At 35.9% G+C, this 20,491-nt stretch carries 18 protein-coding genes; 10 read left to right on the top strand and 8 right to left on the bottom strand.

The features are described from left to right. Positions 1 to 402: 402 nt before the first annotated feature. Both LO754_RS01225 and LO754_RS01220 read right to left on the bottom strand, forming a co-directional pair. Positions 403 to 2,058, bottom strand: coding sequence for a sensor histidine kinase (locus tag LO754_RS01225; RefSeq protein WP_024360854.1), 1,656 nt, complete (start codon positions 2,056 to 2,058; stop codon positions 403 to 405). Then, a complete protein-coding gene (locus LO754_RS01220) occupies positions 2,055 to 2,756 on the bottom strand; it encodes a response regulator transcription factor (RefSeq protein WP_231785425.1) in 702 nt (233 codons plus the stop codon). The genes LO754_RS01225 and LO754_RS01220 overlap by 4 nt, the downstream gene beginning before the upstream one ends. 103 nt (positions 2,757 to 2,859) lie before the next feature. Here LO754_RS01220 and LO754_RS01215 point away from each other — a divergent pair, with 103 nt between their 5' ends. The 3 genes from LO754_RS01215 (at position 2,860) to LO754_RS01205 (ending at position 5,239) form a co-directional block, all read left to right on the top strand. Further along, positions 2,860 to 4,023: a DUF418 domain-containing protein gene (locus LO754_RS01215; protein ID WP_231785424.1), complete on the top strand. Its 1,164-nt coding sequence runs from the start codon at positions 2,860 to 2,862 to the stop codon at positions 4,021 to 4,023. A gap of 220 nt (positions 4,024 to 4,243) precedes the next feature. Then, entirely contained in the window at positions 4,244 to 4,798 is a 555-nt protein-coding gene (locus LO754_RS01210; RefSeq protein WP_024360851.1) for an SLOG family protein, read from the top strand. A gap of 126 nt (positions 4,799 to 4,924) precedes the next feature. After that, complete coding sequence (locus LO754_RS01205) at positions 4,925 to 5,239, top strand: hypothetical protein (protein ID WP_024360850.1); 315 nt, start codon at positions 4,925 to 4,927, stop codon at positions 5,237 to 5,239. A 110-nt stretch (positions 5,240 to 5,349) separates the two neighbouring features. On the opposite strand, the gene LO754_RS01200 is transcribed toward LO754_RS01205, so the two are convergent. Further along, positions 5,350 to 6,615 (bottom strand): MFS transporter, encoded by a 1,266-nt coding sequence (locus LO754_RS01200; RefSeq protein WP_024360849.1) that lies wholly within the window; start codon positions 6,613 to 6,615, stop codon positions 5,350 to 5,352. Between the two features lie 700 nt (positions 6,616 to 7,315). Here LO754_RS01200 and LO754_RS01195 point away from each other — a divergent pair. Next, positions 7,316 to 8,779, top strand: a complete 1,464-nt coding sequence (locus LO754_RS01195) for a methyl-accepting chemotaxis protein (RefSeq protein ID WP_231785423.1) — start codon at positions 7,316 to 7,318, stop codon at positions 8,777 to 8,779. Between the two features lie 91 nt (positions 8,780 to 8,870). Here LO754_RS01195 and LO754_RS01190 read toward each other — a convergent pair whose 3' ends face one another. Then, the gene (locus tag LO754_RS01190) at positions 8,871 to 10,265 is read right to left on the bottom strand and encodes an L-cystine transporter (protein WP_231785422.1); all 1,395 of its coding nucleotides are present in this window, start codon (positions 10,263 to 10,265) and stop codon (positions 8,871 to 8,873) included. Between the two features lie 194 nt (positions 10,266 to 10,459). Between LO754_RS01190 and LO754_RS01185 the strand changes: the two genes are divergently transcribed. Then, on the top strand, positions 10,460 to 11,221 hold the full coding sequence (locus LO754_RS01185) for a glucose 1-dehydrogenase (protein WP_231785421.1): 762 nt from the start codon (positions 10,460 to 10,462) through the stop codon (positions 11,219 to 11,221). A gap of 367 nt (positions 11,222 to 11,588) precedes the next feature. On the opposite strand, the gene LO754_RS01180 is transcribed toward LO754_RS01185, so the two are convergent. After that, on the bottom strand, positions 11,589 to 12,539 hold the full coding sequence (locus tag LO754_RS01180) for a GGDEF domain-containing protein (protein ID WP_231785420.1): 951 nt from the start codon (positions 12,537 to 12,539) through the stop codon (positions 11,589 to 11,591). Continuing rightward, positions 12,505 to 13,398, bottom strand: a complete 894-nt coding sequence (locus LO754_RS01175; RefSeq protein ID WP_024360844.1) for an EAL domain-containing protein — start codon at positions 13,396 to 13,398, stop codon at positions 12,505 to 12,507. The genes LO754_RS01180 and LO754_RS01175 overlap by 35 nt, the downstream gene beginning before the upstream one ends. Positions 13,399 to 13,658: 260 nt before the next feature. Between LO754_RS01175 and LO754_RS01170 the strand changes: the two genes are divergently transcribed. Together LO754_RS01170 and LO754_RS01165 are read left to right on the top strand one after the other, a co-directional pair. Next, the gene (locus tag LO754_RS01170) at positions 13,659 to 14,816 is read left to right on the top strand and encodes a PucR family transcriptional regulator (protein WP_024360843.1); all 1,158 of its coding nucleotides are present in this window, start codon (positions 13,659 to 13,661) and stop codon (positions 14,814 to 14,816) included. Positions 14,817 to 14,923: 107 nt separating this feature from the next. Next, positions 14,924 to 15,799: a DMT family transporter gene (locus LO754_RS01165; protein WP_231785419.1), complete on the top strand. Its 876-nt coding sequence runs from the start codon at positions 14,924 to 14,926 to the stop codon at positions 15,797 to 15,799. A gap of 48 nt (positions 15,800 to 15,847) precedes the next feature. Here the strand turns inward: LO754_RS01165 and LO754_RS01160 are convergent, their stop codons facing one another. Together LO754_RS01160 and LO754_RS01155 are read right to left on the bottom strand one after the other, a co-directional pair. Further along, positions 15,848 to 16,420 (bottom strand): YitT family protein, encoded by a 573-nt coding sequence (locus tag LO754_RS01160; protein ID WP_231785418.1) that lies wholly within the window; start codon positions 16,418 to 16,420, stop codon positions 15,848 to 15,850. Between the two features lie 517 nt (positions 16,421 to 16,937). Beyond that, on the bottom strand, positions 16,938 to 17,120 hold the full coding sequence (locus LO754_RS01155; protein ID WP_024360840.1) for a DUF6366 family protein: 183 nt from the start codon (positions 17,118 to 17,120) through the stop codon (positions 16,938 to 16,940). A 257-nt stretch (positions 17,121 to 17,377) separates the two neighbouring features. Between LO754_RS01155 and LO754_RS01150 the strand changes: the two genes are divergently transcribed. From LO754_RS01150 to LO754_RS01140, 3 genes are read left to right on the top strand one after another with little or no spacing between them, the layout of a single operon-like run. After that, positions 17,378 to 18,427 (top strand): iron-siderophore ABC transporter substrate-binding protein, encoded by a 1,050-nt coding sequence (locus LO754_RS01150; protein ID WP_024360839.1) that lies wholly within the window; start codon positions 17,378 to 17,380, stop codon positions 18,425 to 18,427. A gap of 1 nt (position 18,428) precedes the next feature. Next, positions 18,429 to 19,463, top strand: a complete 1,035-nt coding sequence (locus tag LO754_RS01145; protein ID WP_231785417.1) for an iron ABC transporter permease — start codon at positions 18,429 to 18,431, stop codon at positions 19,461 to 19,463. Beyond that, positions 19,460 to 20,491: a FecCD family ABC transporter permease gene (locus LO754_RS01140; protein WP_231785416.1), complete on the top strand. Its 1,032-nt coding sequence runs from the start codon at positions 19,460 to 19,462 to the stop codon at positions 20,489 to 20,491. The genes LO754_RS01145 and LO754_RS01140 overlap by 4 nt, the downstream gene beginning before the upstream one ends.

Raw genomic sequence — 20,491 nt, 5'->3', positions numbered from 1 at the left:
TCAACATTATCCCAGCTATTACAAAACTAATAATGATTAACTTTTTTTCTTGGGATTTATATGCAATACGATTTTGTTGTTTATTTACCACACGAATCAACCCATTGATTCCTCATAAAATTGCATCTCCTTTTTCTTCTATGCAACCAGTATAAGCAACCCAACTTTTTAGAAATATAGGGGTTTTCCACTATAAAAAAACGACATTGACAACTTTGTGAATAGCATGACACTTTCTATTTACATAAAAAAAGATCACTCCAACAACGAGTAATCTTCTTCATTCATATTTTGTTTGTGGCATTAACTAATGAACAGTCCCACCCCAAATAATTAAAAAACCGCTAAGAAGCATGAGCCTCTAGCGGTTTTTTAATGGTTAGCTTGTATGATTAAACATTGTTAGCATAAGGGCAATTTTTCAAGAAATTTTAATTCAAAGATAGTACCATTATTATCTGAATGAACGCATATTGTTCCATTATGCAAATCAATCAGTTGTTTCGTAATGGCTAAGCCAAGACCTGTGCCCGTTGCATCATCTGTTGTATTTGTACCACGATAATAGCGTTCAAAAAGATTGTCTAATTCATCTTGTGGAATACCTGGACCTTGGTCTGTAATCGTTAGCTTAATGCCTTTGTCTATATTTTGAGCCTCTACAAGAACCTTCGTACCTTCTGGTGTGTATTTTTTAGCATTGGTAATTAAATTATCTAAGATGCGCTTTAATAAAAGCTCATCTGCTTCAAGCATTACGTCCCCATATACTTTGATTGATACTTGCTCATCTGCAAATTGGGGTAACCATGTGGCAAGTGCTAATGATACTTTCTCGAGCTGGATTGCTTTATTCTTTAATTGATAAGAATACGTTAAATCTTGTATAAGTAAATCCATATAGTTGGCTTTTTCACGCATTGTATTCGCAAATATTCGCATCTCTTCTTTCGTCCATTCATACTCTTCGGAAGCAAGCATTGTAGAATACCCATAAATCGAGCTTAATGGTGTCTTTAAATCATGCGACAAACCCGTTATCCATTCCTCTCGTAATTGCTCGGATTGCTGAATTTGTCTTTCGTTGGAAGCAAGACGTTCAGATAAATGATTAAGCGATTCATCAACAGGTTGGAATAACTTAAATTTCCTTTTCAATTTACCTGTCTTTTGATGATGGATTTTATTATCACTTACTTCCCTATAATCGAACTGCGTTAGTCGTTCAATACGAGAGATTACATATACAAGGGGCCTTACAAATTGACGTGAAATGCTCATGGATAACAAAATAATCCCTACCAACAAAATACTATGCCCGCCAAAAAATATAGACACAAATAAAATCATTGCTTTATTAAAAGGCTCTTCAAATGGCTTATAGGAGGGGTTTGGCATACGTACTATTAGCGTTGAACCATCTTCTAATGACGTACTTTGCCTAAGCTCGGCTTGCTCAAAAATATCATATTTTTCATCTAGCAACTGCGGCTTATGCAATTTCTTATAATGCTCCCCGATTACCTTTACACGATTCCAACGCTCATTATAAATTTCAATCGCAATCTGATTAGCTTGTAAGCGTTCGAGTAGCTCCGAAGGGAATTCTTTCTTTTCACGAATCACCTGCAAGACCTCATTGAACATAGGCTGCAAAGGCGATGTAGGTAAAAACAACAAATAGTATTTGGGTATTTCCCACGTATGCATGCCTGGACGTTTAAGCGCCATAATTTCACGGTCCGTCATGCTACACAGCTCACAACTATCCCCTGTATAATCGACAATTTCCATGGCATTGTTCAATAAATATAACTGCCCTACATTTTCCTCTGCGCGTTTTTCTAAGAAATCGGCTATTTTTACGGATTTACCATTTTTCACAATTGCATTATCTTCGATTTCAAAAGAACTCATCGTATGGATGTTATCACCGACTCGTTCATTTATAAAAAGTCCAAAAACCACTAAACTAATAATGAAGCCCAAAATGATAAGTAAATAAAATATGATAAAGTAGGATACAAAACGCAGTGATAATTTCCCTGCCGGCTTCATACTTGATCATCTCCAACTAATTTATAGCCAATCCCTCTCACCGTAATAATGCAAGTTGGTTTACCAGGATTCCTTTCTATTTTTTCACGTAACTTGCGAATATGAACCATTACCGTATTATCGTCAAATAAAAAATCGCCCCACACACGTTCATAAATTTGTTCTTTCGATAATACTTGCCCCTCGTTTTCACATAAATACTTCAATAAGTAAAATAAACGACCGCTAATCAATTCCTTTTTTCCGTCTACAGTTATTTCTGCTGCATCTATATCAAAAGTAAAACGGCTACATGTGTAAACGTGACTTCCAGATACATTCTTTTGCTTCATATATCGAGTAAATTGGACTTTTACCCTTGCTACTAGCTCAAGCGGATTAAACGGTTTCGTAATATAATCGTCTGCGCCATTCATAAACCCTCGAAGTTTATCTGCATCACTGCTCTTGGCTGTTAAAAAAAATAGCGGTGCATCACTTTGCTTTCGAATAACTTCCGCCAAATCAAGCCCACTACCGTCTGGTAGCATAATATCTAATAAGTAAAAATCAAAAACATTTTGCTCGATCACTTTTTTCCCATCTTCTATCGTCGTGCATAACGTAATATTTACAAAACCTTCTTTTCTTAAAATAATTTCAATCATTTCCGCAATGGCACGTTCATCCTCTAACACAAATATCGCCGCTTCTTGCACCTTGTCACCTACTTTTAAGATTACTTTAAGGTAGTCGTTAATTCACGATAAGCTTTCCCAACTACACTATATATAAGTTAACCAATAAAGGAGTTAAAAGGCAATGACAGCACATCGTGTACGCTTCATCGATGCAATGCGTGGATTTAGTTTATTTGGTATTTTAATGGCCAACTTGCTCATTTTTCAGTATGGAATGTATGGCAAAGAAAAGTTAGGTGATCTTTCCTTTCTTGATACAGGAGCTTTATATTTTGTAAAAATATTTATCGAAGGCTCATTTATGCCGATTTTCACTATATTATTCGGCTATTCCCTTATTAAAATGATACAGTCCGTTCGCAATAAAAAAGGCAAAAGTCGCTGGTCTATTTTACGTAGAGCGATAGGATTAATCGTTTTAGGCGGACTTCATGCAACATTTTTATGGGAAGGTGACATTTTACTGTTTTATGGATTTATTACATTATTTTTAATTCCATTTATAAATCGCAAACCAAAAACATTAGTTATTTGGGCTAGCGTATTGTTTGTATTAACAACCGCTTTAACTTATGGTTCAGATGAAATATCAGCAAAAGATGACAAAGAAATGGCCGTATATATTGATAAAGCAAATACTACCTATGCAAATGGAAGCTATCAAGAAATTTTCGACTTTCGATTAAACGTCATGCCTCCTGACATAGATGACCCAGTTATGATTTATATAATGATTTTATTTGCACCGTTATTTTTTGCACCATTATTTCTTTTAGGTATGGCGCTAGCGAAAAATCATGCATTTGAAAATATGCAAGATGAAAAGAAATGGTATATCCTCGGCTCATTATTTGTTCCAATAGGCATCACTTGTAAAAGCATTAGTTTTATCGATAGCCCATTTTCTTCTATATTGCTCGTAGGTGGCTCAATGGTGTTAGCAGTTGGTTATATTTGTTTTACTACTCTACTATTTCATTTCCGACCTATTCAACGTCTGTCTATCGCTTTTGAAAGTGTGGGGAAATTATCGCTTACCAATTATTTATTACAAACGGTGATTTGTACGACCGTGTTTTACGGTTATGGACTAGGTTTATTTGGCAAATTGGGCGTTTTTGGCGGCGTTATTTTGGGAATTGCAGTATATAGTTTGCAATGCATATTAAGCATTGTTTATTTAAAGAAATTTAAACGAGGCTCATTTGAAGCGTTGTTACGTATGTGGACAAATTGGTCTTGGACTGGACGCATTAAACAGAAAGGGAGTATGTCCTATGAATAGTGAAACGAAAGAAGATTTCTCAGACACTTGGTGGTTTCTTGGCATTTGTGCAACAGCAACTGTAGTCTTAACAATTTTTGCATTTTAAGCGTCATTATTTTCTTGGGAACTACCGTAAAATAAATAAATATATGGCATCACACCTGCTAGATTTGTCATTCGTGTTCATACGTCCCCTGCTGTATACTTGATACATACAAACAGCTTAGGGGGCGTTTTAGTGCTTCAGCGAATAATTATTACAGGCTATAAACCACATGAGCTTGGCATTTTCAATGATAAACATCCTGGTATCTCCATTATCAAAAAAGCTTTAGAAAATCGCTTGAGAAATCTTTTAGATGAAGGTTTAGAATGGGTCATTATCAGCGGACAACAAGGTGTTGAAACATGGAGCGTAGAGGTTGTCTTAACATTAAAAGAGGAATTTCCTGACTTAAAATATGCAGTTATCACACCATTTTTAGAGCAAGAAAAAAATTGGCAAGAAATGAAACAAGAAAAATATTTGTCACTAGTAGCACAGGCAGACTTTGTAACAAGTGTCACGAAAAAGCCGTATGAGGCTCCTTGGCAGTTTACAGAGAAGGACAAGTTTATTATTCAAAATTCGGACGGTTTGTTACTTGTTTATGATGAAGAAAACGAAGGCTCTCCGAAGTATATCAAGCACTTGGCAGAAAAATATATGGAAACCCACGACTATACGCTTCTAACCATTAATTCCTATGATCTTCAAGTAATCGCAGAGGAAATGCAACAGCAAGATTGGTAGATTACCCTATCCCTCCCCTACAAGTTACATTTCTTCATTCTTCACTATAGATAAATATTGATATAATTTTCTGACAATTTTATAATAGAGAGAATAGTTAGGAATCTTGAAAGGAGCTGTTGACATTTGAATAGAAAAATCGAAATGACCCTTGAGTCTTCACCAGTGAATGTCTCACACGATACGTATCGCCGAGAGTGCCAGTATACGCGAGGAATTCATATTGAGGAACAGGAGTTTAAAGCCATTTTAAACTCGATGTGCCACGATTCGCGCCTATATTTTGATTTTCACAATCCACGTAAAGAGGTGAAAAAGGGAACTTATTTAAATGGACACTCCGGTTTAGCACGAAATATTTATGATTACTATAAAATTCATTACAACATTGAAGTAACTGACATTATAAACGGCAAAGACTTTTATGTAAAAATTATTTAACTGGGTGCCAGTCACTCAAACAATTCTCAAACAATTATCCTGAAAAACAAAAACTACACCATTACTTGTCTAGCAAGTTAGGTGTAGTTTTTAGTTTGCCAATTAATATCTTATTTCCACAATCCGTTTTGCACCATTTTTTCTTTATTACGGAAAGCAACTAAGACAGAAACAATATTCATGATTAACATAATTACAATAATATATAAAACAGCTGTGTAGCTTCCTGTGAAATCAAAAATATAGCCATACGCTGGAAGTGCAATAATTCCCGCTACTGCCAAACCGATTGAAACTGTCGAATAGATTTGACTGTAATTTTTATTACCAAATAAAGCAGAAGTAATAGCAGGCGCTAATGTTCCTATACAAGCTGTGACAAATCCGAAAAGACCAACAGCTACAACGATCGCAATTGTACTTTCAACAAAGAAGAGCAATAAAATCATAGACACTAAACCAATAGACATGGCGATAACAGTCGTATTTTTAGCACCAATTTTATCAATTAAATAACCGAAAATAATTGACCCTAACAGTACACCAACCATTAAAGCAGCCATCACATTACCAGTAAACTTCACACTAAATCCTTGATTTACAAGGTATGTTGGAATATGGATTGAAAAACTTGCTATTGATGTAATAATGAAGAAGAACAGAATTAACAATGAAAATGACAACGATTTTTTAGCATCCGCAAACGAGATTCCCGTATTGCTAGTATCCGTTTCTACTTTCTTCTCTACATTGTTATTGTCCACTGCACCATAAGGTAATAGCCCTTTTTCTTGTGGTGATTTTCTTAAAAATAGCATAATTGTTGGAACGATAATTATAATCGCTGCAACACCTACAATAATATATGCACTTCTCCAACCTTGAGTGGCAATTAAGTTACCAATTAAAGGTTGTGTAAACGCCCCGATTAAACCACCAGAAGCAGTAATAATACCTAATGCTAGTCCACTGCGTTGTTTAAACCATTGATTGACTAAAACAGGTCCTGCCAATACTGTAATTAATACGCCACCAACAGCTAATGGCATTGCAAGGATATACCATCCCCATACAGAACTCATCATACCGAATAAAGCAAATGCACCCGCTTGTAAAATAATTGCAATGCTAAGTAACATACGTGTATCATACTTCGCCATTAACTTCCCGCCAATCGGTAAAAATACCATTGTAACGATAGATGAAATACTTAGATATAACGTTAAATTACCCAGACCTACACCAATGTCTTCAGATACTGGTGATAGGAATAGTCCTGCCGAACTGTTTAATCCTGACTTTGCTAAACCAACTGAAATACATAAACCTAGTAATACTAGCCATGCAAAGTGAAGCCTTTTCTTATTAGCACTCATTTCTCTATTTCTCCTTTTATATAAACGACTTTATTTTACACAAAACGTCAAATTTCGCCATTTGGATACCAATTGGCACATATGCAATGATTGAAAAGATATTTTGTTATATATTTGCATTACTTAACTTGTCCATTAGCTTAAGCTATTGCACATGGTTCAAGTAAGAACTACTTCATAAAAAGAATGAACGGCTTCCTTGTTTAAAGAACAAATGCAGAGGAATCCTTGTACATAGATTGTCTCCAAAAAGCTACTACTTTCTTTTTATTAAGTCTGCGGTAGCTTACTTGTCACAATTCTGCAAGCGAATTCGCAGTTGACCATTTATCCTCTAAAACCGCGCTGTATTAGACTTTATCCTGCTTTCTTGCCACATAATCACCTCCAATAAATGTGAAACTTTTGTGACCTGCAATTTATTTTAACATTAAACTGTTTAATATTAAATTAATTAATTTCACAGAAAATTTATTTATTGAACGAGAAATACTTGCCATAACATTTTCTCTCTAATTGAAAATTTATTTTTGCAATTTCAATATTGATTCCGTAGGTAGTTCTAACTAACATCGGTAAAAATTGAAAATAATTCTTTACTACTTCCAGTTAAAATAACTATAATCAATCTTAATAACTAGTTTAAAGGTAAACAATCCCCTTAATTAGTATAAATTAAACAGGAGGTCTTCAGTGCAATATGATTGAGCAATTAAAATTAATGGACTTGAAAAATAAAAACAAGCTGATGCTTTTCACTTATTTAGCTTCGACAATTTTAGGTTTAGTCGGTACATTATCTTTAAAACCGGATTTTTGGATTATCTTTTTCTATAGTGTTCAAATAATTTTTTATCCTTTGTTATACATAGTCAGTAATCGATATAAAAAAGAGTATGTCTTCCCCTACTTGATAGTAATCATTATGAATATCTTTAATATTAGTTTAGTCATGATTTATGGTGGGGAATTATCCACTGCTCTTTCTATTTTTTTCTTTGCTATCTTCTCTGCTGTTCAATTTAATACCAAAATATTTAGCATCGGCTATAGTTTAGGATTTATAACGCTTGGTTTAATTTATCTCTTCCCTAAACCTGAATTTGCTAGTGAAAAAATGACTTCTTTTGTTATCATTTATTTGTTTATTGGATTTCTGTTAACAATCTTAATACGTATGAATCAAAATCAATTTAAAAAGTTACAAGCTTATAGTGAAATCGCAGAAGCTGATGCAAAAACAAAAGAAGAACATAAACTTCATTTAGAACGGGAAATCGCTATTATTGCTGAAAGCATTAGTAAAATTAACGAAAAAGTTCAATTTGGTTTAAGATCGCAAGAGGAAATTCAACTAGCCATGAATGAAGTTTCATCAGGGAGTATGTTACAAAGTGAGCAAATATCTAAAATAGCGGACAGTGCACAAAGTAACTTAGCAGCAATCCATTCTATGAATGACATAACAGTTCGTTTAATAGATGACTCTATTCAATCTAGCAACTTAGCGGTTGAAGGACAAAATAAAATAAATCATCTTACAACAGAGATGAATAGTCTGCAAAATGTGATAACCAACTTAAGTGAAAACTTTAAAACTTTAACGGAAAAAATTGAAGAAACAAATCAGTTTGCCAATGATATTCAACAAATAACAGAACAGACAAATTTATTGGCATTAAATGCTTCTATTGAGGCGGCTCGTGCTGGGGATGCTGGAAAAGGATTCTCTGTTGTGGCGCAAGAAATACGAAATTTAGCGGATTTAACGAATAATCTTACTGTCAAAATCAGTGAAAATTTAACGGATGTCAATACAACGAATAAATTAGCACAGGTGAACATGACAAAAAGTAGCGACACATTGCATCAAAGTGTCGAATCTACAAAGTTAGTTAATTCAAACTTTATTCAATTAAGCGATATTTTACATTCATTAAAAATAAAATTTAATGAATTTGAGCATTTATCAAATGAAGTAGCTGTGAACAGCAAAAATGTTGACTCGTCGACAAATGATTTTGCTGCCATTATTGAGGAAGCCACTGCCACCTTACAACAAATGAATGCATCAATTGAAAACATCACAGCTGACAACCATATTATTGCAAAGTACATTGATGACACAGCCAAAAGCACTGAAAACATAAAAAATACTTATTGACTGTACAAAAGAGAAAAAGTGCTAGATTGACTTCAATCAATCTAACACTTTTTTGCTATGTTTGTTATGTTCGAAACTTATTTTTACAAGCCTATAAGTCCGAAACTTGTGCACTAACCGCTTTATTATTATACATTTCTGTATCCAACTCTTTCGTTACACGTGCTGTGGTAACACCTGCTGTCATTGACCCACTTACATTTAGAGCCGTACGCCCCATGTCGATTAATGGCTCAATTGAAATCAAAATACCGGCAAGTGCAACCGGTAGGTGAAGCGCTGATAGCACAAGGATAGCTGCAAATGTTGCACCACCACCAACACCTGCTACACCGAACGAACTTATTGCTACCACTGCAATAACTGTAATGATAAATACAGGATCAAGTGGATTAATGCCGACAGTTGGTGCAATCATAATTGCAAGCATTGCAGGATATACACCAGCGCATCCGTTTTGACCAATTGATAAACCAAATGAACCTGCGAAGTTTGCTATCCCCTCTGGTACACCAAGTCTACCAGTTTGCGTTTTAATATTCATAGGTAAAGTCCCCGCACTTGAACGTGAAGTGAAGGCAAATAACAGTGTTTCAAGTGATTTTTTTAAGTACGTAAACGGATTTAGACCGCTTAATGAAATAATTAGTAAATGAACAAGGAACATAATAATTAACGCAACGTAAGAAGCAATAACAAATTTACCTAAGTTGTAAATTGCCCCAAAATCAGATGTTGCGACCGTACGTGCCATAATGGCTAAAATACCATATGGTGTTAAGCGTAAAACAATTGTTACAACACCCATTACTAATGCATGCACTGCATCAATGCCTTTTTTAATGGTTGCAGCCATCTCACCATCTTTACGTGCGACACGTAAATAAGCAAAACCTAAAAATGCTGCAAATATAACAACTGCAATTGTAGATGTTGAACGAGCACCTGTTAAATCAAGGAATGGATTCGCTGGGAATAATTCTATAATTTGCGTTGGTAAATCAGGTGCAGTCATGCCCGTTGTCTTTTCTTCTATATATGCCCCACGCTCTGTTTCAGCGTCTCCTTGCATAATTTGAGTAGCATCTAAATCAAATATTGTAGCCGAAAGAATCCCTACTGCGGCTGATACTGCTGTAGTACCGATTAAAATTGCTAAAATTAAAGCGGCCATTTTGCCAAAATTTTTGCCAATTGTCATTTTCGTAAAGGCAATCAAAATAGAAATAAATACTAGAGGCATTGCCACCATTTGTAACAGTTTCACATAACCCGTACCAATAATGTTGTACCAAGATGTTGTCTTGGTTAAAACTTCTGAGTCAATACCGTAAAACAATTGCAGCCCTAGACCTAGTGCGATACCTAAACCTAGACCAGCAAAAACACGATTTGAGAATTTCACGTGTTTTTTATTCATAATAACTAAAATTCCAACGCAGACAAGTAACAGTGCTACGTTCAGAATGACTTGTAAAGTTGACAATAGAAAGCCTCCTAAGATGTTTTATTAGAATGTAAATCGAATTATATACCTATAATACCTATTATTCAAGTATGTTTTATTAAGATTAAGATTTTTAAACATGTAAGCGGTTCAATTTCTTTGATTTAACAATTGAAAAGGACTAAAATCAAATTAGTTTAATAGTAAACTTATATTGAAAGAGGAGAATAATTATGGGTAAATTGCAAAATAAAGTGGCTATTATTACAGGTAGTGGAGCAGGAATCGGTAAAGAAATTGCGCGTAAATATGCACAAGAAGGGGCAAAAGTTGTTATTGCTGACTTCAATGAGGACGCATTAAATGCTACTGTGAATGAGTTTAATGAAGCTGGTTTTGAGGCATTTGGTGTCAAAGTAAATGTTGCGGTAGAAAAAGATATTCAAAAAATGATGGCTACTACGGTGGCTCATTTTGGTCGTATAGATATTTTAGTCAATAATGCCGGAGTTGGTGACAATATGCAGGCGGCGGCAAATGTTGAAGATGCGGTTTGGCAACGTGTGATGGACATTAATGTAAGTGGTGTGATGCGAGCTATTCGACAAGTATTACCAATATTTATTGAAAATGGCGGTGGAACAATTGTCAACATGGCTTCCATTGCTGGATTAACAGGTGGCCGCGGTGGACTAGCTTATACTACAGCGAAACACGCAGTTGTAGGTATGACAAAAAATATTGCCTCCCACTACGGTTCACAAAATATCCGTTGCAACGCAATTGCACCTGCACATGTAGAAACTGGCTTTGCAGCAGCCATGACGAATGTAGATCCATTTGGTATGCAACAATCTGTACGCGGTGTGCAACTTATGCCAAAAGCTGGTCAAGTTTCAGATATTGCTAATATTGCCCTATTTTTAGCTTCTGAAGATTCCGGCTTTATTAACGGTGTCGCTTTAGCGGCAGATGCTGGCTGGAGTGCTTACTAATAAAAAGCCTACCTCGTTTATAAGACGAGGTAGGTTTTTATGTTGTTCGCGGGTATATTACTTTATTTCGCGGGTATTTCCTTCTGTTCCGCGGGTAAACTACTCTATTTCGCGGGTATTTCCTTCTGTTCCGCGGGTAAACTACTCTATTTCGCGGGTATTCCTCTTTGTTCCACGGGTAAACTACTCTATTTCGCGGGTATCTCTCTGTTCAGCGGGTAATCTACCCTATTTCGCGGGTATCCCTCTGTTCCGCGGGTATACCATACTATTTCGCGGATATTTCCTTCTGTTCCGCGGGTAATCTACCCTATTTCGCGGGTATTCCTCTTTATTCCGCGGGTAATTCACCCTGCATCTTAAAAATTTAATGTATAAGGTAGGTTGCTTTGTCATTAATTAAATAACAGCTTCCACATATCTTTTTGCATTCCTTTTTTAATCGTGCTACTGCATCGGATAGTTGGTCAACTGAAGTAAATTGCTGGTATTCATTTGTAATAACAGCAATAGATAACGAAGTACATGTAAAACGCTCTAATTTTCCAGTCCTATTAGGAACTTGTAATTTTACTAAATCCTCTAGTTCATAAAAATCAATAATTTGCGCATCAAACTCTTCTATAATCGTTTGACAGATGATTGCGACTTCATAGTGTGGGAGTATAGCAACAAAATCATCGCCACCTATATGCCCTAAAAAATCTTCTCCAGCTGCAATATTTCTTTTGAGAACATCTGTTAAATACAGTAAAATTTTGTCTCCTTTATTAAAACCATAGGTGTCATTATACGTTTTAAAGTGATCCAAATCAAAATAAATGAGACTATATTTTTCAAGATGTAATGCAGCTTGTAATTTTTCTTCTATTAATTTATTACCAGGTAAGCTTGTTAGTGGGTTTAAAAAACTTGCAATCGCTACTTGCGTCTCTACAAGCTTTAACAACAGTTCTCTAATACTGACCACACCGAAATAGACACCTTTTTTAATAACAATAATATCATCATATAGGTCCTCTGCACGTCGGCTCATCGCCTCCGTGCTGACTTCAATAATAGGTGTGTCATAATCTACAATTAGAGGATTATCTTTAATAATCAGCTGGTTTTGTCGACCCATAAATAAATTATAGCCATAGCGTGTACCAATTTTTTGATAGAAATGTGTGCGGGTAATATGTCCAATTGGACTGCCATCTCGTACAACAACAACACTTCGCAATGATGGATTGCTTGTAAAAAGTAAATCTACATCTTTGTTTTTCACAAATTCATCAATACTAGGAACGTTTTCTGTGACTTCTCCTATCTGCATGGTCATCCACCCTTAATTCCCCCAATTGAATGTCTTTTGATGGCCTCCCTAACGCATACCCTTGTGCATAATGGATGCCAATGTCTTGCAAATAATTGATCTCCTCTTGCCGTTCTATGCCTTCTGCTATAATTTTTGTTCCAGCTTGCTCCGCATATTTCATAAGCAATGTAACAAGCTGCTGCTGCTCACTGTTTTTATCGATATATTGAATTAACGAACGATCCAACTTAATAAATTCAGGTTTTAAATAAATCAATGTTTTTAAACTATTATAGCCGGACCCCATATCATCCACTGCAATTCGATAACCCTGCGAACGATAATGTGATAATACCCTTTCGAACTCTACAAAATCTAACACAGCGCTGCGTTCTGTTAACTCAAAGACTACCTGCTGTGGTTTAATACCGAGCTCTTTTAGCAGTTGTAATGTTTCTCCACTATTATATTTTTTATCCAGTAATACATTAGGGTGGATATTAAGAAATAGGATATAATCTTGGTTCAGTAACTCCCCGTGAAGGCGCTCTTTGAAGCGTTGCAATGATAGGTTACGACAAAAGCATTCAAATAAAAACACGCAATCCGTTTGACCTACAAATTCATAAAATTGATCGACACTGTTAAATAAATCAGAGGGCGTTGGTCTATTTAATGCCTCAAATCCCATTGTTTGCTCTGTTTGTAAATCTACAATCGGTTGAAAAAAAGTATGTAAATCTTTTGTTTCGATAATTTTATTTAATGCTTTTAAACGTTTTATATATAAAGTATTACTTTGATGCTGTTCATATAGATGATTTAAATATAAGAATAAATTGCTTGTCTTTACGCTTTGTCTCACAACAGACTCCATTTTTTGCACCTCTTAAATTGGTTATTAGTATCCATTGTAAGCTTTAATTGTAAACGCTCTGTGAAGTAGTTGTAAAAAGAACGAAGTTGATTTCAGAATCATCAAGTGAAGGGATTGTACATGAACATAGTTATTTTTTGAACATAGGCTCTATGGAAACAATAAAATTTGCAATAAAAGACAATAACTATATTCATTTATCTTAAAATGATGGTACGATACTTAATAATAAATTACTGGAAAGGTAGCTAGATTCCATAATGAACGTAAAAAACTTTTTGCAATTGCCGATTACAAAGGATTTTACAGTCGTTGCAGGTAGCAACGGTTTACATAAACCTGTCCAAAATGTTGAAATTCTAGATTTTGAATTTTCGCCTGATATTCACACTGTTCGAGAAACGATATTTACACCAAATAGTGTAATCCTTAGTAGCTTATTATTTGCAAAACAACAGCCTGATTATTTAGTAAATGCTGTAAAAAATCTGATTCAGTTAGAAGCAAGCGCTTTAGCATATAAACCCGTTATTTATAACGAACTACCAGAGGAAGTACTCGCCTTAGCAAATGCACATCATTTCCCAATACTGCGATTTGGTGGGGATGAATTTTTTGAAAAAATTATTTTAGAAACAATGGCTTATGCAAAAACGCAAGACTATACATTCTTTCTAGAAACCATTATGAAACGTCTCATTAACGAAGATGTCTCTGCAGAACAAATCACATCTTTTTTACAACAATTGAACAAACCATTTGAAAAATATGTATTCGTAGCGAATTTTCAAATGCAAGCCGTATCGAATGCACAATGGATGCAACCTTTTTTGCAATTGGAACCACTATTAAAAACAGGCGTTATTTGTAAATATAAAAATAGCCTCTTTATCTTAATGACCAATCTATCACAGCATTTTCAATTTGAAAAATTTCTTAATGAATGGCTTACAATGTATGATATTTCGACAGACAAACTGACTGTTGGCTATAGCCAGGTGCATAGCACACAAATGGCACTTCACCTTGCAGTACGGGAAGCTTTCGCTGCCCGCTTAATGGCAGAAATTGATATGACCCCTACTTGTCATTACACACAGCTTGGTTCTGATAGTTTGCTTATTGAGCTACATCGCAAAGATCCTCAATTTGCCATGCATTATGTAAAAAACTATCTAGGGCCTTTACTTGATGAAAAGGTTGATACCGATTTCATCAATACCGCAATCACGTATATCGCAAAAAAGGGTAACATAAAAGAAGTAGCAGTTGCGCACTTCTGCCATCCAAATACTATCCGATATCGCATGACAAAAATCCGCCAATTGGTAGCACCGCAAGATAATGATTATGTTTTTTATGAACGCTTATCAGCAGCCGTTAAATTGTACTTATTACATAGCAAAATAGCAGAATAAATATTCGCTTTGGAATAAGTACAAAAAAACGCCTGAAAGTTTAGAAACAAAGTCAAAATATTTTCTTCCTTCTCATGCTATTCTTATTGGAGTTAGGAGGAAGAAAGATGAAACAATACATAGCTGATGGCATGTTGCTTACAACCGCTATCGTTTGGGGTAGTGGGTTTGTTGTTACAGCCATTGCACTAGAATATTTAACTGCTTATCAAGTGATGGCAGGAAGATTTATATTAGCTTCGATTATACTAACCGTCATTTTTGGATACAAATTAAAAAAAGCAACAAAATCAGTCGTTTGGAAAGGTGTTTTACTAGGCACGATATTGTATATTGCCTTTGCCCTTCAGACAGTTGGTTTACAATATACAACTCCCTCTAAAAATGCATTTTTAACCGCTGTTAATGTAATCGTTGTTCCACTTATTGCTTATGCCGTCTATAAACGCCGAATCGATGGTTACGAAATCATTGGCTCTATTATAGCGCTTGTTGGAATTGGCTGTTTATCATTACAAGGTTCCCTCACAATGAATATAGGAGATGCCCTTTCTCTAGCATGTGCTGTTGCCTTTGCTTTCGATATTTTTTGTACAAACCTTTTTGTACAAAAGGAAGATGCAATCGCTCTTACCATTGTGCAGTTTATAACAGCATCCGTTATCGGTATCTTGGTCGTCGTCAGTCAAGGCGATATCCCTACTAATCTTGAAAAAGAAGCAATCTATTCAATCATTTATTTAGGGATTTTTTCAACTACTATTGCGTACCTTTTTCAAAATGTGGCCAATCAATATACAACTGCTACAAAGGCAGCCATTATCTTGTCAACAGAATCCTTTTTCGGTATGGTGCTTTCGGTAATATTTTTGCATGAAGTACTGACAGGCAGAATGGTGATAGGCGCAGTATTAATTTTACTAGCTATTTTAATTGCGGAAGTAAAACCCGCCTATCCAAAAAAGCGGATGATGAATAACTGACCTTAACGCTCACCTATTAATAGTTTCAGTGTTTACTGAAGCTATTTTTTATTTTGCATAACTGGTTATCATACTTGTCGTAATACCCACTACTAACACAGTAATTATGGAAAGGATTAATGTATTAGAAGATAATAGAAACCCACCTAAAACAATAACAATCGAATCAATAAAAAAAATAAGAATCCCCACATTAATGCCTGTTTTATCACTTAAAAACTGTGCAACTAGATCTGTTCCACCAGTGCTTGTCTGAAAGCGAAGCATTAAACCGATGCCAAAACCTACTAAAATCCCTCCAAAAATTGCACTATAAATCGCATCGATTTGAATTATATTTCTTATAGGCCTAAACAGGTCAATGATAAAAGACGAGCCAATTAACCCATGTACACTATTATAGAAATAAGCTCTGTATTTAAACCAAGCTATAACAAATATTGGAATGCTTAAAATAATAATCATAAGTCCGATTTTTAGTTGATACAAATAGTACAAAATAAGCGCTACCCCTACAACGCCTCCATCTAGTATTTGGTACGGTGTTAGAAATAGATTAATGCCTAATGATATACAGATACTACCTATTATGATGACCAAGCCTTTCTTCAGAAAAAACATACAACCCCCCTCCGAGACTAAGCATGTCTTATAGTATGAAAAAATTGATTTGAACATGTTTGTGGACTTTAGCTAACCACCAAGAGCGTGGGGCAAAAGAGAAAAGGTGTTAGATTGATGGCAGTCAATCTAACACTTTTTTGCTGTGCCATTGTTGTTCCCTTCGGCGGTGCTTTCCGCAGGCATACACGTAAGCCGCAATCCTCGCTAACGCGCGGAATGCCAGCGTCTTACGATGTGTGCGTTCCCACAGGAGTCACGCCTTCGCTACCAACAACAAGTGAACCCTTCTAAATTTTTAACACCTTTCCTCTGTTCCTTAAAGGGATATTTAGATTGAAGACAGAAGCTGAACTAGCCTCCTACCTTATTAATTTGAGGAGAGATGTATTACTTGCCAAGGAGCTAAAAATATAGATGCAGAAGATATTATGCAACAACTAAATCATGCTATCCTAGAAAAAAGAAAAACTATCCAAACTAAAGGATAGCGTCCCTTTTTATTAAGTTGAAAACTTTAATTTGCACATGCTTTTACCAACAAAATAATAACGATGATCATGATAATGGAACCAATATTAACTAAACACCCTTTGCTAGGTGAACCAGTATGCGCTTGTGCCGATGCACTGTTCAAAGCACCTCCAGGGTTTTTTCGCTGTTCTTTCGCTTTTAAATTTTCTCGTTCTTGTTCTGACATGAAAGCCCCCCTTTTTTCAAATTGAACTTCCTCTTCCTTCTTCATAGTATCATTTCCAACAACCAATTCTGCATAAAATCAGAATATTCATTATTTAACTATATTGCAGATTAATGAAGAGAAAAGATAAAATGTTTAGACTTCGCAATTTTTAATTTAAAAAATATTCTATTGAAATATATATGTATTGGTTATATACTACAATCGATAGTGATAATCATTATCAATTATTTTGTTAATAGGAGTGTTATTCTAATATGAATTCAAAGCGTTACTTTTCATTATTTACAATGTTATTTATAGCTATTTTTTCTTTAGCTTTAGCTGGATGTGCAGAAAAAGAGTCCGGTGCTGCATCTAGTGATTCAAAACCAGAATCCGATGCTAGTGATACACAGTATCCAATTGTTATTAAGCACGCTTTTGGAGAAACTGTAATCGATAAAAAACCTGAACGCGTTGCAACGATTGCTTGGGCAAACCATGATGTCGCATTAGCACTTGGTGTTGTGCCAGTGGGCTTCTCTGCTGCAAACTACGGCGTACAGGATGATAGTGGTATGCTGCCATGGACAGCTGACAAGTTAAAAGAGTTAGGTGAAGAAAATCCTAATATTTATCAAGATACGGATGGTTTAGATTTTGAGGCAATTGCTGATTCAAATCCAGATGTAATCTTAGCTGCCTATTCAGGTATTACACAAGAAGACTACGATACATTAAGTCAAATTGCACCAGTTGTGGCGTACCCAGAAATTCCATGGGTTATTTCATGGCGCGACCAAATCCTATACAATGCAAAAGGTATGGGTATGGAAAAGGAAGGCAAACAATTGATTGCTGATACAGAGAAGTTAATTGCTGATAAGGCAAATGAATTACCAGAATTAAAAGGCAAAAAGGCTGTATTTGCTTCGTTCAATGCAACTGATTTATCTAAGTTTTATATTTATACGCCTGCAGATCCTCGTGGTGAATTTTTAGAGGAATTAGGTATGGAATATCCACCAAGTATTAAAGAGCAAGTAAAAGATGACTCTAGCTTCTATATTGAGTTAAGTGCTGAAAATGCAGATGCTTTAAAGGATGCAGAAATTTTTATTACATATGGGGATGATAAAACTTTAGCTGCACTTCAAGCTGACCCTATTTTAGGAAAAGTGCCAGCAATCCAAAATGGTTCAGTCATTGTCATTACTGATAATACGCCATTAGCTGCCGCAGGTAATCCAAACCCATTATCAATTCAATATACAATTGACGAGTACTTAGCATTAATCTCTGATGTTGCGAAAAAGCTGAAATAATATGATGAATACTTCCGTTTCAGAAAATAAGCATGTATGGATGCCACGTAACTTCGGCAAGCTGATTATTTTGCTCGCCTTATTGCTTTGTCTAAGTGTGATGGCATCGCTTATATTTGGTTCTCGGATGATTACTTGGACGCAACTTCTGGATGGTCTATTCCATTCAGAAGTCGCTTCTCATGAGGCAAGTGTTGTTCGACAAAGAGTTGTTCGAACAATTTTTTGTTTTATGTGTGGTGCCGCTTTAGGTGTATCGGGTGCATTAATGCAGTCTGTAACGCGCAATCCAATTGCGGACCCAAGTATACTAGGTGTAAATACAGGGGCATCCTTATTTGTTGTTTGTGGGATTGCCTTTTTTAATATTAGTTCCGCTAATCAATATATTTGGCTGGCCATCGCAGGTGCAATGCTTACCGCTATTTTTGTCTTTACTGTTGGTTCAATCGGGAGTGGCGGCGCAACACCAATCAAACTCGTCTTAGCCGGCGCTGCTACAAGTGCCATACTGTCTTCACTCGTTGTGCCCGTTATGATTCCACGTACGAAAGTAATGGACCAGTTTAGATTTTGGCAAGTTGGTAGTGTAGGTTCTGGTAGCTGGGATCATATCTCACTGTTTATCCCATTTTTAATAGTTGGACTTTGTATTGCTATCTTTTCTGCGCCAGCATTGAATGCGCTAGCATTAGGAGATGATGTAGCGACTGGCTTAGGTGTTAAAACGGGGACAATTCGCCTGCTCGCTTCATTTGGCGGTGTGTTATTGTGTGGTGTGGCAACAGCATTAGCTGGACCGATTGGGTTTATCGGTTTGTTAGCGACGCATTTAATTCGATTAATTATTGGCCCAGACGTGCGCTATGTTATTCCACTTTCAGCATTTGCTGGGGCAATTATTTTAACCATTGCTGATGTGTGTGGAAGACTATTAGGGAGTCCGAGCGAGCTTGAAGTAGGTATTGTAACTGCCTTCATTGGAGCTCCCCTATTAATTTTTATTACAATGAAAGCGAAAATGCGTGCATTATGATGAATGAAACAATGATGTCTATTTATAATTCAAGAATGAAACGAAAACGTCGTTTCCTACTTATGACATGTTTGCTAGCACTTATTTCAATTGTACTTATGGGTTTGATGCTCATGTTAGGCAATACCATTTATCCGGTAAAAGATGTTGTCAGCGTACTTTTAGGTGAGAATGTCAAAGGCGCTTCCTTTGCAATCGGCGCAATCAGATTACCCCGAATGATCGTCGGACTATTTGCTGGCTTTGCATTTGGTGCTGGGGGCTACATTTTCCAAACAATGTTGCGCAATCCATTAGCCAATCCAAATGTAATTGGCATCACTGCTGGGTCAAGTGCTGCTGCTGTTTTTTGTATTATTGTCCTGCATGCGAGTAATGCACTTGTCTCGATTGCCTCAGTAGTTGGCGGTCTTTTAACTGCTATCGTTATTTTTATTTTATCTAAAGGTAGCTCTTTTTCAATTGGTCGATTAATTTTAATTGGTATCGGTATTCAAGCAATGTTAAATGCGTTTATTTCTTATTTAATGGTAATTGGTAATACGCATGACCTACCTTCTGCTATGCGTTGGTTAAGTGGCAGTTTGAATGGGGCGAAAATGGAAAACCTCTATCCATTAATCATAGCTGTTTTAATTTGCACACCCATTGTTCTTTGTTTGGCTAGTCGATTAGAAATATTAGAGCTTGGCGAACTAGCAGCGACATCACTCGGTGTTGCTCCAAACAAAACGAGGTTGGTGCTATTACTTAGCTCGGTTTTAATGATTGCGTTAGCTACAGCAGCTGCTGGACCAATTGCCTTTGTTGCATTTCTAGCAGGTCCTATTGCCAAAAAGATTGTTGGTGTAGGCTTTTCAAATATCGTGCCTGCAGGCTTAATTGGCGTTATTTTAGTATTGGCCGCAGATTTAATCGGTCAGTTTGCATTCGATACCAGATATCCTGTTGGCGTAATTACGGGGATTATTGGTGCACCGTATTTAATTTATTTATTAATTCGTATCAATCGAAAAGGAGATTTATAA

The organism is Lysinibacillus sp. GJ-1 (assembly GCF_021166035.1).
GTDB classification, from domain to species: Bacteria; Bacillota; Bacilli; order Bacillales_A; family Planococcaceae; genus Lysinibacillus; species Lysinibacillus sphaericus.
The sequence above is the reverse complement of the archived record's forward strand: the minus strand, read 5'-3'. Positions and strand labels throughout refer to the sequence as shown.